The sequence below is a fragment of the Dyella ginsengisoli LA-4 genome, assembly GCF_000334915.1.
GTDB lineage: Bacteria > Pseudomonadota > Gammaproteobacteria > Xanthomonadales > Rhodanobacteraceae > Dyella_A > Dyella_A ginsengisoli_A.
Genome location: NZ_AMSF01000058.1, coordinates 18,614 through 34,678, shown reverse-complemented (window position 1 = coordinate 34,678; position 16,065 = coordinate 18,614). Strand labels below are relative to the sequence as shown.

At 64.2% G+C, this 16,065-nt stretch carries 15 protein-coding genes; all 15 read left to right on the top strand.

Annotation, left to right across the window (positions count from 1 at the left end):
- The first annotated feature begins 101 nt into the window (after positions 1-101).
- The 15 genes from C693_RS0114025 to C693_RS0113960 all read left to right on the top strand — a co-directional run bounded on the left by C693_RS0114025 (position 102) and on the right by C693_RS0113960 (position 15,999).
- Positions 102-1,562 (top strand): DUF3375 domain-containing protein, encoded by a 1,461-nt coding sequence (locus C693_RS0114025; RefSeq protein WP_017462912.1) that lies wholly within the window; start codon positions 102-104, stop codon positions 1,560-1,562.
- Entirely contained in the window at positions 1,549-2,256 is a 708-nt protein-coding gene (locus tag C693_RS0114020) for a DUF4194 domain-containing protein (protein WP_023094200.1), read from the top strand. Before C693_RS0114025 ends, C693_RS0114020 begins: the two co-directional genes overlap by 14 nt.
- Entirely contained in the window at positions 2,253-5,627 is a 3,375-nt protein-coding gene (locus tag C693_RS0114015; RefSeq protein WP_017462910.1) for an SbcC/MukB-like Walker B domain-containing protein, read from the top strand. The genes C693_RS0114020 and C693_RS0114015 overlap by 4 nt, the downstream gene beginning before the upstream one ends.
- A complete protein-coding gene (locus C693_RS23080) occupies positions 5,614-6,777 on the top strand; it encodes a Wadjet anti-phage system protein JetD domain-containing protein (protein ID WP_083868317.1) in 1,164 nt (387 codons plus the stop codon). Before C693_RS0114015 ends, C693_RS23080 begins: the two co-directional genes overlap by 14 nt.
- Before the next feature lie 75 nt (positions 6,778-6,852).
- The gene (locus C693_RS0114010; RefSeq protein WP_017462909.1) at positions 6,853-7,308 is read left to right on the top strand and encodes a hypothetical protein; all 456 of its coding nucleotides are present in this window, start codon (positions 6,853-6,855) and stop codon (positions 7,306-7,308) included.
- 195 nt (positions 7,309-7,503) lie between these two features.
- Positions 7,504-7,863, top strand: a complete 360-nt coding sequence (locus C693_RS0114005) for an RAQPRD family integrative conjugative element protein (RefSeq protein WP_017462908.1) — start codon at positions 7,504-7,506, stop codon at positions 7,861-7,863.
- Positions 7,860-8,099 (top strand): TIGR03758 family integrating conjugative element protein, encoded by a 240-nt coding sequence (locus C693_RS0114000; protein ID WP_003140997.1) that lies wholly within the window; start codon positions 7,860-7,862, stop codon positions 8,097-8,099. Before C693_RS0114005 ends, C693_RS0114000 begins: the two co-directional genes overlap by 4 nt.
- Before the next feature lie 22 nt (positions 8,100-8,121).
- Complete coding sequence (locus tag C693_RS0113995; protein ID WP_009397207.1) at positions 8,122-8,493, top strand: TIGR03745 family integrating conjugative element membrane protein; 372 nt, start codon at positions 8,122-8,124, stop codon at positions 8,491-8,493.
- Between the two features lie 12 nt (positions 8,494-8,505).
- Positions 8,506-8,916 carry a TIGR03750 family conjugal transfer protein gene (locus tag C693_RS0113990; RefSeq protein ID WP_009397206.1) on the top strand — a complete coding sequence of 137 codons (411 nt, stop codon included), beginning with the start codon at positions 8,506-8,508 and terminating at the stop codon, positions 8,914-8,916.
- Positions 8,913-9,605 (top strand): PFL_4703 family integrating conjugative element protein, encoded by a 693-nt coding sequence (locus C693_RS0113985; RefSeq protein WP_004254909.1) that lies wholly within the window; start codon positions 8,913-8,915, stop codon positions 9,603-9,605. Before C693_RS0113990 ends, C693_RS0113985 begins: the two co-directional genes overlap by 4 nt.
- Positions 9,602-10,516 (top strand): TIGR03749 family integrating conjugative element protein, encoded by a 915-nt coding sequence (locus C693_RS0113980; protein ID WP_017462907.1) that lies wholly within the window; start codon positions 9,602-9,604, stop codon positions 10,514-10,516. The genes C693_RS0113985 and C693_RS0113980 overlap by 4 nt, the downstream gene beginning before the upstream one ends.
- Positions 10,506-11,939: a TIGR03752 family integrating conjugative element protein gene (locus C693_RS0113975; protein WP_017462906.1), complete on the top strand. Its 1,434-nt coding sequence runs from the start codon at positions 10,506-10,508 to the stop codon at positions 11,937-11,939. Before C693_RS0113980 ends, C693_RS0113975 begins: the two co-directional genes overlap by 11 nt.
- Positions 11,920-12,354: a TIGR03751 family conjugal transfer lipoprotein gene (locus tag C693_RS0113970; protein WP_017462905.1), complete on the top strand. Its 435-nt coding sequence runs from the start codon at positions 11,920-11,922 to the stop codon at positions 12,352-12,354. The genes C693_RS0113975 and C693_RS0113970 overlap by 20 nt, the downstream gene beginning before the upstream one ends.
- Entirely contained in the window at positions 12,354-15,242 is a 2,889-nt protein-coding gene (locus C693_RS0113965) for a conjugative transfer ATPase (RefSeq protein WP_017462904.1), read from the top strand. Before C693_RS0113970 ends, C693_RS0113965 begins: the two co-directional genes overlap by 1 nt.
- Positions 15,243-15,255: 13 nt before the next feature.
- Complete coding sequence (locus tag C693_RS0113960; RefSeq protein WP_017462903.1) at positions 15,256-15,999, top strand: DsbA family protein; 744 nt, start codon at positions 15,256-15,258, stop codon at positions 15,997-15,999.
- Positions 16,000-16,065 lie beyond the last annotated feature (66 nt).

Sequence of the window (16,065 nt, the reverse complement as noted above, 5' to 3'; positions counted from 1 at the left end):
ATTGTCTGCTCTAGAATCTGTCTATCAGTTGTTTTTGATGCGTGTATGCGTCGTGTTGTGATAACCACAAGGCGGACGAGACGCGCACTTGGAGCACAGGAGTGAAAGCAGACAAAGCCATCGCGACGTACCGGCGCATGCGGGCGCAGCCGCTGTGGCGCCTGCTTGCCTCGAACACTGGACCTACCGTCATTGGCCTGCTTCAGGCCCATCTTTACGAGAGTGAGCGAAGTCTTCCTGCCTCCATTTTTCACGAACGAATCGCAAGAGATCTGGAAGAGCTACGCGCCCAAGGCGAAGACTTCCCCCAAACGGCACAAGCGTACGTCGCCAGCTGGCTTGCCGATGGGTACCTGGAGCGACGCTTCCCGGCTGGGGCTTCAGAGGAGGAATATGAACTCTCCACGGCCGCCGTCGAAGCCATTCGATTTGTCTCTGGCCTGGAGCAGCCGCACTCAGCCGCAACCGAAAGCCGCCTGACGCTTGTTATCGAGGCACTAGCCCGGCTTGCCGAGGACACCGACACCGACAAATTCCGTCGCATAGACCGGCTCATGGCCGAGCAAGCCCGCATCGATAAGGAGATAGACGCCATCCAGAAGGGGCAGATGCGCGTGCTGCCCCACGCAACGGCGCTGGAGCGCACGCGGGAGATCATCACGTTGGCTGATGATCTTGCAGGTGATTTCCGACGCGTCCGCGATCAGTTCGACCAGCTCAATCGAGATCTCCGTGAACGCATCATGGACAACGATGGCAATCGGGGGGATGTGCTGGATTCACTGTTCGCCGGAATCGACCTGATTTCAGAGAGCGACGCCGGAAGGACTTTCTCCGCTTTCTGGCGATTGCTTACGGACCCAGAACAGGCCGCTACGCTTGATCAGGCCCTTGATAGCGTCATGTCGCGGGAGTTCGTGGGGCAGCTCGAAGCCAAGGAGCGACGATTCCTTCTTCGGCTGACGCGGACCCTTCTCGAGCAGGGCGGCATGGTTCACGAGGTGCTCCAGACCTTCGCGCGCAGCCTGAAGCACTTCGTCCAGAGTCGTGAATACCTCGAGCAACGCCGACTCAATCACCTTCTGAAAGACGCTCAGCGAGCAGCACTCGCCCTGAAGGACGAAGTCAGGGCCACAGAAACCCTCCAGTACACGCTTGAGCTCACGAGCAGCCGTTTGCGCTCCTTGTCTCAATGGGTGCTGTACGACCCCTCCCTACAAGCTTTGCCCGGCCAAATGGCGGAAGGGGATGCCCCGCCAATCGACCTGGAGTCCGTCAGCGAACTGGTCGCCCAGTCCGAGATCGACTTCCGAACATTGAAGGCCAACGTGCTGGCGGTCCTGGAGCAACGGTCCCAGGCATCCATCGCTGACGTGCTGGAGCAGTTCCCCGCTGCACAGGGTTTGGGCAGCGTCGTCGGCCTGCTTGCATTGGGCAGTCGGCATGGTTTCAAAGCCGACCATAGCGAAACCGTAGGCTGGGTTGGAGGCGACGACGAGCGTCGTAGCGCCCGAATTCCAAAGATCTTCTTTTTGAGGGAGCGGGCCAATGAACTGGTCTGAGAACGACGAAGCGGCAATGCCAGCCGAAGCACAAGCGCCAGATGCTTCGCAGGCATCTGCTAACACCCTTTTCATGGGTGACAGCGGCGAGTTGGCGCTGGATACCCGGCGCGCCCTGGTGCAGCTACTTGCGGGACCTTCGCTCGACGGACGTCGACATCCAAAGCTCTGGCCGATATTGGTGCGAGACGAAGCGGTGATACGTCGGCGCCTTGCCGAACTGTTTCTCGAACTGGTCATCGACCGGGACGTACAAGTTGCCTTCACCCGTCAGGCTGATACCGGCGACCTTGAAGTGCCACTCCTGCTGCGTCGCGCGCAGCTGACCTTCATTGACTCCATTCTGCTGCTTCACCTTCGCCAGCGATTGACCCAAGCGGACTCGCAGGGCGATCGTGCCGTGGTGTCGACTGACGAGATCATGGAGTTTCTTACCCTCTATGAGCGTGCCTCCAACACCGACCGCGCAGGGTTCGTGAAACGTGTTCATGCATCCATCGAGAAGATCAAGAAGCACAGCATCCTCCAGAAAATTCGCTCGAGTGAAGATCGTTTCGAGATTTCGCCAACGCTGAAGCTCCTCTTCTCTGCAGAAGAAATACAAGCCCTGACCCACTTGTATCAGCGCATGGCCGCCGGTGAGACGCCAGCGCAACTGGCTCAGACCGAGTCCGATGAGGAGGCCGACCAATGATCTCGGAACCCCAAACCGCGTCCTTGTTCGCCCGGGAGCAATTCCGGATGACTCGCCTGCAGGTTTACAACTGGGGCACTTTTTCTGACCTGCATGACATACCGATCAGCGAACGAGGCTTTCTGTTTGTCGGTCGATCAGGGGCTGGGAAATCGACGCTTCTCGACGCTTTTTCGGCGTTGCTGGTGCCACCTCGCTGGATTGACTTCAACGCTGCCGCGCGGGAGGCTGACCGCAGTGGCCGTGACCGAAACCTCGTCACCTACGTACGTGGGGCATGGGCCGAACAGAAGGATGGAGAGTCGGGTGAGATCGCCACCCGCTACTTGCGCTCGGGGACAACGTGGTCTGCCCTGGCACTGACCTACCAGAACGCATTGGGCCAGTCTGTGGTGCTGGTTCAGGCGTTCTGGCTTCGCGGCAATGCGAATGGAAGCACCGACGTCAAACGCCACTACCTTGTCCTGGAGCGGGCCTTTGACCTGCGCGAGCTGGAGGACTTCGGTCAATCCAACTTCGACATCCGAAAGCTCAAGCAGTCTTTCCCCGAGGCGTTCGCTCGCGACGAGTTTCGTCCCTATTGCGAACGATTCTGCCGCCTGCTCGGTATCGAGAGCGAAATGGCGTTGCGTTTGCTGCACAAAACCCAGTCGGCCAAGAATCTCGGCGACCTCAATACCTTCCTGCGCGACTTCATGCTCGACAAGCCCGAGACCTTCGAGGTGGCGGATCGCTTGGTCAGCGAATTTGGTGAACTCAATGCTGCCCACCAGGCGGTAGTGACAGCTCGCGAGCAGGTTCAAACGCTCGCGCCAGCGCGGGAGCAGTATCAGCGCAGAGATTCGTTGATGCTGCAACGCAATGGGCTGGATGAGCTTCGGCTGGGCGTTGATGGCTACCGCGAAACCCGCCGCATTGAACTCCTCAAGCAGCATGTCGAGTCCCTGGAGGTGCAAGCCAGCGGCTCGGAAGGTGAAGTAAGTCGACGTCAGAGCATCCTGGATAACCACACCACAACCTTGCGCAATCTGGAGCGACAGCACCGTGAAGCAGGCGGTGATCAGATCGAGCAATGGGAAGCAGAGAAATCTGGTCTGGAGGGCCAGCGCACGGATCGCCTGCGCAAACGCGGCCAGGCTGAAGATGCGTGCAAGAAGCTTGGCTGGAGCCTCCCGGATTCGCCTCAGGCCTTCGCTGAACTGTTGGGCAACGCGCGGCAGGAAGTCGAAAACTGGGAGCAGCGCAGCAACGAGAACCGCGAAGAACAGTTCCGCTTGGCAGGTCAAAAGAAAGACGCTGAGACGGCATTTTCGCAAGCGGTGAAGGAGGTGCAGGCACTCCAGCGCCAGCCATCGAGCATTCCTGCCGATATGCTCGAAATGCGCCGAGACATCGCCGCAGCTATTGGGATATCAGAATCGGCTCTGCCCTTCGTCGGCGAACTCATTGAGGTGAAGTCTGACGAGGCCGAGTGGCAAGGTGCCATCGAGCGCGTACTGCACGGATTTGCGCTCTCACTCTTGGTGGACGAACGCCAGTATTCGGCGCTGGCCAATTACATCAACAACACCCATCTTGGGCAGCGTCTGGTGTACTACCGAACTGGCCGCTCGGAGACCTGGCAGGCGAAGCCCATCGGCGCTAACTCGCTCGTCCTGAAGCTGAACGTCAAGGAGGGTACGTATGCCGATTGGCTGCAGGCCGAGCTACGGCAACGATTCGATTACGCGTGCGTCGACTCCATTCAGTCGTTCAGGAGCGCTGATCGAGCCATCACCCGTGAGGGCCAGGTCAAGCACAGCAAAACCCGGCACGAGAAGGACGACCGGAGAAGTGTCGGCGACCGACGAAACTGGGTGCTCGGGTTCGATAACCGCGAGAAGCTTGGGCTCTTTCAAGCACAGGCCCAGGAGCTGGCTGCGACGATTACGCGCCTCAGGGGAGAAATCGAAACCCTCGCCGACCAAGACAAGAATCGTGCGACCCGAGCGATGCAGTGCCAAACCTTGGTGAATCTCCAGTGGCAGGAAATTGATGTAGTACCGTTGCTTGACCGCATTTCCACCATCGAACAACAGATTCGCGAAGCGCGGGAGGGCAATACAGCCCTACTGCAAATCAGTGAGCGGATCGACAAGCAAAAGAACTTGGTTGATCAAGCAGACAAGGACCTCCGAGAAGCCAAGGTCGCGCATGACTCAGTTCTCAAGCAGATCAACGACAGCACGCAGAAGCTTGAATCGCTCCTTCAAGATGCTTCCAGAGTTCCATTGACTCCCCACCAGATCAAGGGGCTCGACGAACGATTCACCAAGCAGTCAGACGCGATCAGGCTCGAAAGCCTCGACAAGGTAGCAACCGCTGTTGAGAGAGGGCTCAACACAGAAATCGGTGAGATCAAAGATGAGATCGGCGATTGCGAGAAGGAAATTGAAGCACGCTTTGCCGATTTCAAACGGCAGTGGCCAATGGATGCTGTGGACATGGACACGAGCCTCGCCAGCGCAGCGGACTTTTTCGCCAAGTTGGTTCGACTGGAAACGGATGGCCTGCCCGCCTATGAGCAGCGATTCTTCGAACTGCTGCAGAACCAAAGCCACCAGAATCTGGCGGCACTGTCCACCTACCTGAACGATGCGCGCAAAGCCATCCTAGAGCGGATGGATCTGGTCAACGACAGTCTTGGCCAGGTGCCGTTCAACCAAAGCGCCAATCAACGTACCTATCTCCACATCGACGCCAGTGACCGGCAGCTTGTCGACGTCAAGGAGTTCAAGCAGGAGATCCAGCAGGCACTTAGCCATGCGTGGACGGAGGATCGCGAGTTTGCCGAGGCGCGGTTCCTGGCCCTGCGGCGACTTGTTGATCGACTCGCCAGTCAGGACCCCGAGCAGAAACGCTGGCGCGAGACTGTGCTCGACGTTCGACAGCATGTTGAGTTTATCGGACGGGAGATTGATGAAAGCGGCGTGGAGGTCGAAATTTACCGCAGCGGTGCTGGCAAATCAGGCGGTCAACGGCAGAAGCTGGCCACCACGTGCTTGGCCGCAGCCCTGCGGTATCAGCTGGGAGGGAACGACCACGGCGTGCCGATGTATGCGCCCGTCGTGCTTGATGAAGCCTTCGACAAGGCCGACAACGAGTTCACCGCTTTGGCGATGAACATCTTTACCAATTTCGGATTTCAAATGGTGGTCGCTACGCCGCTGAAGTCCGTCATGACCCTCGAACCATTCATCGGTGGCGCCTGCTTCGTAGATATCAGCGACCGGCGGGTGTCAGGCGTCCTGTTGATCGAGTACGACGGTGACCGCCAGCGGTTGAAGCTGCCGGAGCACGCTCGAGAGGAGGCTAGCGTTGAAGCTTCCTGAAGATGTTTGGCAGTTTCTTGCCCGTCGCTTTCAGAGCAAACACCGCGAGTGGTTGATCGGTGATGCTGGCGAGAGCCAATGGCCGCTGGAAGTTCCGCTCGGCATACCGACGGAACAGGCTGCGCTAAGGCAAGTCGACGGCGTTCGCGCTTGGGTGAGTGCATGGCAAGGCTGGCAAGGAGTCGGCACCCTGTCCTGGTGTGAGCGCCGGTGGAAAGCGCTTGGCGTCCAGCGACTGCCTGAGAAACTGGCGTTACGAGGCCCTGAAGATGTTGCCCTGTGGATTGGGGAATCCGCACGGTGGGTGCGTGCCCAGTCTCGCTATCAGACGCTCACTGCTCGCTGGCCGGTACTGGCGCAGCAGTTGCCGAGATATTTTGATGTCCTCGCTGACTACGGCGATGCCGATTTTAGTCGGCTGGCAGAGATGCTGGATTGGATCAGTCTCAATCCGAAATCGAATCTCTACCCACGACAAATTCCGGTTGCCGGGGCCGACAGCAAGTGGCTGGATTCTAGAAAGGGCCTCATCTCTGACTTGGTTGCGACGCTCCAGGGTGACCCGACAGGAGAGCGCGACTTTTTTAGACGCTGCGGTTTGAGGGCACAGCCGCAGTTAATGCGCATGCGCGTTCTAGACCCAGAGCTGAGAGCCCGTTTGGGCGGTCTTGGCGATATCTCTGCTCCTTGTGAGGAGGTGGCAAGCATTGGCATACGACCAAAGAATGTCTTCGTTGTTGAGAACCTTCAAACCGGACTTTCCTTTGATGACCTGCCAGGGGCGGTTGTGATCATGCGATTGGGTTACGCGGTTGACGTTTTAGGACAGCTTCCATGGCTACAACAGGCGCAATGTATCTACTGGGGTGACATTGATACGCATGGCTTTTCCATTCTTAATCGAGCCAGAACATACATCCCTAGCCTGAAGACTGTGCTTATGGATGAGTCAACGCTGATGAGTCATCGTGATTTATGGGTCGAAGAGAAAGACCAGCACTCTTCCACAGAACTCCCACTACTCAAAAGTACCGAACAAAAGCTCTATCAGTCGATCAAGGGAAATGCCTGGGGTCAACAAGTCCGCCTCGAACAGGAGCGGATACGCTGGGATGTGGCGTGGAATGCCATACAGGCCAGTATTCGATGACCCAGGATCGGGAGGTCAGTCGTGAATGGAAATCGATGGGACCAGCCGGGCGTGCCCCACAAGGGATGGCACTGCGTGGATGTCGTCGATCTGCGGGCCGACGGCGAGCCGGCAGACGAAACCGATTACGCGACCTGCCAGATGTGCGGCAACGAGAAGATCCGCTACGTCCACATCATGGAGCACCCGGATCTGGACGAGACTTTCGAAGTCGGGTGCGTCTGCGCCGAGAAGATGAGCGGCGACTACGAGGGGCCGAAGCGGCGTGAGGCCAAGCTGCGCAACCGCGCCGTCCGACGCACTCGATGGCTACAGCGCAAGTGGCGGGTCTCCGCCAAGGGCAACAGCTTTCTGAATGTCGACGGCCATAACCTCGGCGTGCATCCGACGAAGACAAAGCGATGGGGATATCGGATCGACAGCCGTTTCAGTGCAAAGACCTATGCCTCCAAGGACGAGGCGAAGCTGGCGCTGTTCGATGACTTCTGGGCGGCGACCCAGGATGACGAGCGGTTGTGGGCTAGCGACTGAGCAAGGAAATAGTTTGATGGTCGAAGCGGGTAAGGAGGGATTGCTTGCCCTGCTACGTGACAGTAGATAGAGCGTTGGCTAGCAGATCAAGCAACACTTCTGAAATACGGTTGACCACCGGTTCCGTTTGATTGCGGCGCGAGCCGAGCAAGGGACACAGCATCAAGGCCATTCGCTTCACTTGGGAATGGCACGATGGGACAGACCAACCGCCGCGCATCCGCCTGGCCTTCGCTGGCCGTGCTGCTGGCCGTGTCGCTCTCGGCCCTGCAACCCGCCATTGCCGAGGGCACTCCGGAGCGTGAGCAGATCGCCGCGCTCGCCCGCCAGCTCAATCTGATCGACCGCCTCGCCGAGCACGCCGCCAATACCGCTCCGCAGGAACGCGCCCGCTACCACTTCGACTACGCCCGGCTGCGCGCCGACCTGAAGCGCGTTCGCGCCGGCCTGCAGGACTACCTCGTGCCCCAGCGCGCCCAGCCGCGCGATCCCGTCCCGATGGCCGGCGATTACGTCCGCCGCGACCGCGCCCACGACGAGGAGCCGTCGCCATGACGCCCTCTGCCGATCAGGTCGCCGCCTTCCAGGCCAACGGCGGCTTTGCGCCTTCGGCCGTCTCTGCCGTGGTGCTCGCTTTCGTGTTCGCCGTGTTGCTGCTGTGGGGCGTGTGGGCCATGCGCACCGCCTACGTCGGCTGGGCCGAGCACCGCATCACTGAACGTCAGTTCCTCGCCGTCGTCGTGCGCTTCGTGGCGATGTACCTGGTGCTGACCTTCTTCCTCCTCTCCTGAACGTCACGAAAGGCCATACGCCATGAACCTGCCATCGACATCCCATCGCATTCCGTCCCGCATCGTCGCACTGCTGCTGCTACCGCTGGCGTTCGCGGGCCTGCCGCTGTCGGCCTTCGCGCAGGGCCTGCCGACCATGGAAGACCCATCGCGCGGCCAGGGCAGCGGCATCCTGCAGACCTTGCAGAATTACGGCTACGACATCGTGCTGCTGATCGCGCTGCTCGTGGTCGCCTCGATGTTCGTCGGTGTCTGCTATCACGCCTACACACGCTACTCGGAGATCCACACCGGCCGCGCCACCTGGGGCCAGTTCGGCCTGACGGTCGCCGTGGGCGCAATCCTGCTGGTGGTCGGCATCTGGCTGCTCACCAAGGCCACCGGCGTGCTGTGAGGGCGGCAAGCGATGGCCGTCCCTTCGGAGACCCCGCGCGACACCCTGGTGACCTTCCTGCCGCACCGGCTGAACCGCCAGCCGGTGGTCGTGCGCGGGCTGACCGCCGACGAGTTGTGGATCTGCGCCGGTCTGTCGGCCGCAGCCGGATTCGTGCTCGGCCTGCCGCTGGCCTGGCTCACGCACAGCATCGCCATGGTGCCCACGCTGATCGTCGTCGGCATCGCGCTGGGCGTCTTCGTCGGCGGCGGTTTCCTGCGCGCACAGAAGCGCGGCCGGCCCGACACCTGGCTGTACCGGCAGCTCCAGTGGCGGCTGGCCCTGCGGCACCCGGCGCTGGCGGCACTCCTGGGCGGGCAGCGCCTCATCACCCGCTCGGGCTTTTGGACTACCCGGCGCAATGCCGATCGAGGTGCGCCATGAGCCGTTTCAAGAACGAGGTTGCGCACTTGCAGGCGCACGTGAAGACGCTGCGTCTGGGGGCCGGCGCGTTGTTCGTGGTGGCGCTGCTGCTCGGCTTCGGTTGGTGGAGTGCGCCGAAGAGTCTGACCATCCATGTGCCGCCGGACTTGCGCTCGGGCAGCACGCGCAAGTGGTGGGACGTGCCGCCCGAGAGCGTGTATGCCTTCTCGTTCTACATCTGGCAGCAGGTGCAGCGCTGGCCCACGAACGGCGAAGAAGACTACCCGCGCAACCTGCGCGCGCTGTCGGCCTACTTCACGCCGAGCTGCCGGGCCTTCCTGCAACAGGACTACGAGTACCGGCGCGCCAGTGGCGAGCTGCGTCAGCGCGTGCGCGGCATCTACGAGATTCCCGGCCGCGGCTACGGCGATGATCCGGCCACGCGCGTCAAGGTGCTCTCCGACCGCGATTGGATCGTCACGCTCGACGTGAGCGCGGACGAATACTACGGCTCCGAGCAGGTCAAGCGCGCCCTGGTGCGCTACCCCATCAAGGTCGTCCGGCTGGACATCGACCCCGAGCACAACCCCTTCGGCCTGGCGCTGGACTGCTACGCCAGCGCACCCCAGCGCATCGAACCGTCGCCGACGCCGACCGAGGCCGGCGTGCCCGCCAATGCCTCCGGCCATCTGCAGGGAGACTCCCCATGAAGCCCGTTAACTGGTCGGCCCTGGCCGGCGTCCTGCTGATCCTCGGTTTCGTGCCGGCCAGCCAGGCCGTGGAAATCCTGCGCTGGGAGCGGCTGCCCCTGCCGGTGCCGCTGGTGGTCGGCCACGAGCGCGTGGTCTTCATCGACCGCAATGTGCGCGTCGGCGTGCCGGCCAGCGTCGGCGACCACCTGCGCGTGCAGAGTGCGGGTGGCGCGATCTACCTGCGGGCGAGCGAGCCGATTCCGTCCACGCGGCTGCAACTGCAGGACGTGGAATCCGGCGCGCTGATCCTGCTCGACATCGCCGCCGAGCCGGCGAAGGACGGCCAGGCGCCGCTGGAGCCGGTGCGCATCGTGGAAGCGGAAGCCCCCGCGAAGCGCTACGGCTGCGGTGCAGCAGGCGGCGCGGACGAGCAGGCCATTGCGCCGGCAGACAAATCCGTTCCCCGGCGCGAAACGCCGGTACCGGTCGTGCTGACGCGCCATGCCGCACAGAACCTGTACGCGCCGCTGCGCACCGTCGAGCCGGTCGCCGGCATCGGGCGCGTGAACCTGCGCCGCGGCCTCGCGCTGGACACCTTGCTGCCGACGCTGCCGGTGCACGCGCGGGCGCTGGCCGCGTGGCGGCTGGAAGACCAGTGGGTGACGGCCGTGCGACTCACCAATACCGCCGCGCGCTGGCTCGACCTCGACCCGCGCGCCCTGCAGGGGAACTTCGTGGCGGCGACCTTCCAGCATCCGAAACTGGGGCCGGCCGGCACCCCGTCCGACACCACGGTGCTCTACCTGGTCACGCGCGGCCACGGCCTGGCCGAGTCGCTGCTGCCGGCGCTGAGCCCGATCGATGCCACCGTGAACCTGCCGCCGGCCGCCGCGGCCGGCTCGACCGGAGGCGCGCGCGATGAAAAGTAATCCGCTGCTCAAGTGGCTGCTGATCCCGATGGCGCTGCTGCTGGTGTTCGTCGGCATCAAGCTGTTCTCCGGCGCGCCCGGCGGCCAGCCCGCCTCCAAGGGCGCGGCCAGCACGCTCACGTCCGAGGAGATGAAAGCCCTGGGCATCGCAGGCGACACGCCGCGCGATACCGTTGCCACGCTGGTGGCCCAGGTGAAGCAGTTGCGCACCGAGCTACAGAGCGCGCTCGGCGACAACAAGCAGCACAAGGCCGAGAACGAGCGCCTGCGCGCGCGGGAAAGCGCGATCGACCAACGCATCCAGAGCGCGCTGGAAGGCGAACGCAGCCGCCTGGAGCAGGAGCGCAATCAGGTGGCCAGCGACAGGCAGCAGACCCAGGGGCTGCTGCAGGATCTGCAGCGGCAACTGGACGGCCTTTCCGGCAAGGGTGGCCGGTCCGATCTGCCCGTCGGGCTGGGGCTCGAAGAGGGTGACGGCCAGCGCTTCAACCGCGGCGTCGGTGGCACGCAGTGGGTCGAGCCCGACGATGCCAAGGTCGACGCCAAGAACGCCAGCAAGGAGCCGAGCTTTCCCCTGAGCTTCGGGCCGGCCCAGAAAGGCCTGTCGGCCGCAGTGGAATCCGTCGCCGACGTCGGCAGCCGCGCGGTGGGCGCATCCACGAAGGCGGTCTACACCGTGCCATCGAACTCGACGCTCATGGGGTCGATTGCCATGACGGCGCTGATCGGGCGCGTGCCGATCGACGGAACGGTCAACGACCCGTACCCGTTCAAGGTGTTGATCGGCCTGGACAACCTCACGGCCAACGGCATCGACATCCCCGACGTGGCCGGCGCCGTGGTCAGCGGCACGGCCTCGGGCGACTGGACGCTCTCGTGCGTGCGCGGGCAAATCCGCTCGGTCACGTTCGTGTTCCAGGACGGCACCATCCGCACGGTGCCGGAGGACAGCAGCAAGGGCGGCAGCAACAGCGGCAACTCGGGGCACAACGGCGCCAGCATCCAGGGCGGCCTGGGCTGGATCAGCGACCCCTACGGCATTCCGTGCGTCAGCGGCGAGCGACGCAGCAACGCCCAGCAGTACCTGGGCAGCCAGGCGCTCATCACCGCAGCCGGCGCCGGCGCGGCCTCGCTCATCAAGTCCGACAACGGCAGCGTGGCCGTGGTCGCCAACAGCAACGGCTCGCTGGGCACCGTCGGCATCAGCGGCAACGAAGCGATGGGCCGCATCCTCGCGGGCGGCGTGCGCGACATGGCCGATTGGGTCAACAAGCTCTACGGCCAGGCCTTCGCGGCGGTCTACGTGCAGCCCGGCGCCAAGGTGGCCGTGCATCTGGAGCAGCCGCTCGACATCGACTACGACGCCAAGGGGCGTCGGGTTCACCACCGCACCGGAGAAGCCCATGCCTCGGATCTGGATTGACGCGGCCGCCGTGCTGCTGGCGGCCACCCTGCTCGGCGGCTGCGCTACCAGCAAGGAGAAGCTGCTGCCGCACGGCGACAGCACCATGCTCGACATCTGGCATCAGGAGACCGGCGGCAGCGCGGGCGGCGGCCAGGCCGCGCGGCAACTGCTCGATGCGCGCCAGGGCCTGCGCCGGCCGCTGACCGAGGCCGATGTGCAGGCGGCGCCCGGCGTGCAGGCGCGCTACACCCGTACCGCGCAGAACGAGATTCACCGCCAGTTCCACCGTCTGCCGAACCCCGACCTGGTGATGTACGTGTTCCCGCACCTGGCGGGCACCGACCCGGTGCCGGTGCCCGGCTACAGCACGGTGTTCCCGCTCTACCAGCGCGTGCAGTACGCGATGCCGGGCGAGCGCGTGGAGGACTACTGATGGCCTGGTCGCTGCCGTGGTCACGCAAGCCCGGCGCATCGCCTGCTGACGCCGTGGATGCGGCCGATGATGCCTGGGAACGGCACGTAACGGCGCTGGCGGCACAGGGTGTCGCCAAGCCGGGCAGCGCGCTCGGCCGGTGCCGGCGCAGACCGGCCACCCAGGCCGACCACGATGCGCTCTACGGCGTCGCGCCGTCGTTCGCGGACTTGCTGCCCTGGGTCGAGTACCTGCCCGGCAGCAAGTGCATGTTGCTGGAAGACGGCCAGTCGGTGGCGGCCTTCTTCGAGCTGGCGCCGGTCGGCACCGAGGGCCGCGAGATGGCCTGGCTATGGCAGGCGCGCGATGCGCTGGAGAACGCCCTGCAGGACTCCTTCGACGAGTTGGACGACAACCCCTGGGTGGTGCAGCTCTACGCCCAGGACGAAGCCGACTGGGACAACTATCTGCGCTCCCTGGCGAACTATCTGCAGCCGCGTGCGCAGGGCAGCGCGTTCAGCGACTTCTACCTGCGCTTCTTCGCCCATCACCTGCGGGCCATCGCCAAGCCGGGTGGCCTGTTCGAGGACACCACGGTGACGCGCCTGCCGTGGCGCGGCCAGGTCCGGCGCGTGCGCATGGTGGTCTACCGCCGCACGTCCGCAGCCCCGGCCTCGCGGCGCGGCCAGTCGCCCGAGCAGGCGCTGACCACGATCTGCGACCGCCTCGTCGGCGGGCTGGCGAATGCCGGCGTGAAAGCCCGACGTCTCGGCGCGGCGGACATCCACGCCTGGCTGCTGCGCTGGTTCAACCCGAATCCGACCCTGCTCGGCGCCACTGCCGAAGATCGGGAACGCTTCTACGCGCTGACCCGCTACCCGGAAGAGCGGGAGGAGGGCGAGATCGAACTCGCCAGCGGCACCGACTTCGCGCAGCGCCTGTTCTTCGGCCAGCCACGCTCGGACGTGCCGAACGGCCTGTGGTTCTTCGACGGCATGCCGCATCGGGTGATCGTGATGGATCGCCTGCGCACGCCACCCGTGACGGGCCATCTGACGGGCGAGACGCGCAAGGGCGGCGACGCCATGAACGCGCTGTTCGACCAGATGCCCGAGGACACGGTGATGTGCCTGACGCTGGTCGCCACGCCCCAGGACGTGCTGGAGGCACACCTCAACCACCTCGCCAGGAAGGCCGTCGGCGAGACCCTGGCCTCGGAGCAGACCCGGCAGGACGTGCAGCAGGCGCGCGGCCTGATCGGCAGTGCGCACAAGCTCTACCGCGGCGCGCTGGCGTTCTACCTGCGCGGCCGCGACCTGGCCCAGCTCGATGCGCGCGGCCTGCAGCTCGTCAACGTGATGCTCAACGCCGGCCTGCAGCCGGTGCGCGAGGAAGACGAGGTGGCGCCGCTGAACAGCTATCTGCGCTGGCTGCCGTGCGTGTTCGATCCGGCTGCCGACAAGCGCCAGTGGTACACCCAGCTCATGTTCGCGCAACATGCGGCGAACCTGGCGCCGGTCTGGGGCCGCAGCCAGGGCACGGGGCATCCGGGCATCACGTTCTTCAACCGCGGCGGCGGGCCGATCACCTTCGATCCGTTGAACCGCCTCGACCGGCAGATGAACGCGCATCTGTTCCTGTTCGGCCCCACGGGTTCGGGCAAGAGCGCGACGCTCAACAACATCCTGAATCAGGTGACGGCGATCTATCGGCCGCGCCTGTTCATCGTCGAGGCGGGCAACAGCTTCGGCCTGTTCGGCGACTTCGCCGCACGGCTGGGTCTCACCGTGCATCGGGTGAAGCTCGCGCCCGGCGCGGGCGTCAGTCTGGCTCCGTTCGCCGACGCCTGGCGCCTGGTCGATACGCCGAGCCAGGTACAGACGCTGGACGCTGATGCGCTCGACGAAGACCAGACCGATGCCGGCATGGCCGTGGAAGGCGATGAGCAGCGTGACGTGCTCGGCGAACTGGAGATCACTGCACGGCTGATGATCACCGGCGGCGAGGACAAGGAAGAAGCGCGCATGACGCGCGCCGACCGCAGCCTGATCCGCCAGTGCATCCTCGATGCGGCCCAGCGCTGCGTAGCGGAGAAGCGCACGGTACTGACCCGCGACGTGCGCGAGGCGCTGCGCGAGCGCGCCCGCGACGCCACGCTGCCTGAGATGCGGCGCGCACGGCTGCTGGAGATGGCCGACGCCATGGACATGTTCTGCCAAGGCGTGGACGGCGAGATGTTCGACCGGTCCGGCACGCCGTGGCCCGAGGCGGACATCACCATCGTGGATCTCGCCACCTTCGCGCGCGAGGGCTACAACGCCCAACTCTCGATTGCCTACATCTCGCTCATCAACACCGTCAACAACATCGCCGAGCGCGACCAGTTCCTGGGCCGCCCGATCATCAACGTGACGGACGAAGGCCACATCATCACGAAGAACCCGCTGCTCGCGCCCTACGTGGTCAAGATCACCAAGATGTGGCGCAAGCTCGGCGCCTGGTTCTGGCTCGCCACGCAGAACCTGGACGACCTGCCGAAAGCGGCCGAGCCCATGCTCAACATGATCGAGTGGTGGATCTGCCTGTCGATGCCGCCCGATGAAGTCGAGAAGATCGCGCGCTTCCGCGAACTCAACGCTTCGCAGAAGGCGCTGATGCTCTCGGCCCGCAAGGAGGCCGGCAAGTTCAGCGAGGGCGTCATCCTGTCCAAGTCGATGGAAGTGCTGTTCCGCGCCGTGCCGCCCAGCCTCTACCTGGCGATGGCGATGACCGAGCCCGAAGAGAAGGCCGAACGCTTCCAGTTGATGCAGCAGCACGGCATCAGCGAGCTGGACGCCGCCTTCCGCGTGGCCGAGAAGATCGACCGTGCGCGGGGCATCGAACCGCTGGCGCTGGATACGTTGGCCTGACGGGAGCGACACGATGCGCCTGCCCTCATTCGCCCGCCGTCATCCCTGGATCGGTCTGCTGATCGTGGTGACGATTGCGGTTGCCTGGTGGATGCTGCTGCGCGCCCCGCATCCGGCAACCGAGTCCATGCCCCTGGCCGCCGCCGGGTCCGAGGCGCCGAAACCGGCTGGCCCGCCCTGGCTGTATGGCCGTGCCGATGCGCGCTTCACGGTGGTCGGCTACGCCGACCTGGAGTGTCCGTACTGCCGGGCCTACTTCCCCGAACTCAAGCGCTGGATCGACGCCCATCCCGAGGTGAACTGGCAGTGGCACCACCTGCCGCTGTCCATGCACGAGCCGGCCGCGACTGCCGGGGCACGCCTGGCCGAGTGCGCGGGCGAGACGGGCGGACACGCCGCGCTTTGGCAGGCAGTGGCCTGGCTCTACGCAAACACCCGTGGCGACGGCCAGGGCCTGCCGGAGGGCCTGCGCTATCCCGACCTCACGCCGGCCATGCAGGGTTGTCTCGACAGCGAGCGCCCCGATGCCGTCATCCGTGCCCAGGCGGCGGAAGCAGCACAGCAGGGCATCGCGGCCACGCCGGCCCTGCAACTGCGCGACCGCGAGTCCGGCAAGACCCTCCTGCTGCACGGTCCCGTCGAAGGCGATGCCTTGCTGTCGGCCATCGACCTGCTCGCCGCCGGCAGCACGACCGTAGCCGAACCCGCCCATTCCCCAGACATGCCCGCCGGCGTTGCCGGTGACATGCCCAGGTAGCCATCGATCTTCAAGGCTGCGGCGCGGCTTGTCCGCGTTGATCGAAACCCGTTCGCATCGCATCCC

Excerpts from the sequence above, each read along its gene's own strand:
- C693_RS0114020 (WP_023094200.1), top strand. The coding sequence starts at position 1,549 with ATGAACTGGTCTGAGAACGACGAAGCGGCAATGCCAGCCGAAGCACAA.
- C693_RS0114015 (WP_017462910.1), top strand. The coding sequence starts at position 2,253 with ATGATCTCGGAACCCCAAACCGCGTCCTTGTTCGCCCGGGAGCAATTC.
- C693_RS0114005 (WP_017462908.1), top strand. The coding sequence starts at position 7,504 with ATGGGACAGACCAACCGCCGCGCATCCGCCTGGCCTTCGCTGGCCGTG.
- C693_RS0114000 (WP_003140997.1), top strand. The coding sequence starts at position 7,860 with ATGACGCCCTCTGCCGATCAGGTCGCCGCCTTCCAGGCCAACGGCGGC.
- C693_RS0113995 (WP_009397207.1), top strand. The coding sequence starts at position 8,122 with ATGAACCTGCCATCGACATCCCATCGCATTCCGTCCCGCATCGTCGCA.
- C693_RS0113990 (WP_009397206.1), top strand. The coding sequence starts at position 8,506 with ATGGCCGTCCCTTCGGAGACCCCGCGCGACACCCTGGTGACCTTCCTG.
- C693_RS0113985 (WP_004254909.1), top strand. The coding sequence starts at position 8,913 with ATGAGCCGTTTCAAGAACGAGGTTGCGCACTTGCAGGCGCACGTGAAG.
- C693_RS0113980 (WP_017462907.1), top strand. The coding sequence starts at position 9,602 with ATGAAGCCCGTTAACTGGTCGGCCCTGGCCGGCGTCCTGCTGATCCTC.
- C693_RS0113975 (WP_017462906.1), top strand. The coding sequence starts at position 10,506 with ATGAAAAGTAATCCGCTGCTCAAGTGGCTGCTGATCCCGATGGCGCTG.
- C693_RS0113970 (WP_017462905.1), top strand. The coding sequence starts at position 11,920 with ATGCCTCGGATCTGGATTGACGCGGCCGCCGTGCTGCTGGCGGCCACC.
- C693_RS0113965 (WP_017462904.1), top strand. The coding sequence starts at position 12,354 with ATGGCCTGGTCGCTGCCGTGGTCACGCAAGCCCGGCGCATCGCCTGCT.
- C693_RS0113960 (WP_017462903.1), top strand. The coding sequence starts at position 15,256 with ATGCGCCTGCCCTCATTCGCCCGCCGTCATCCCTGGATCGGTCTGCTG.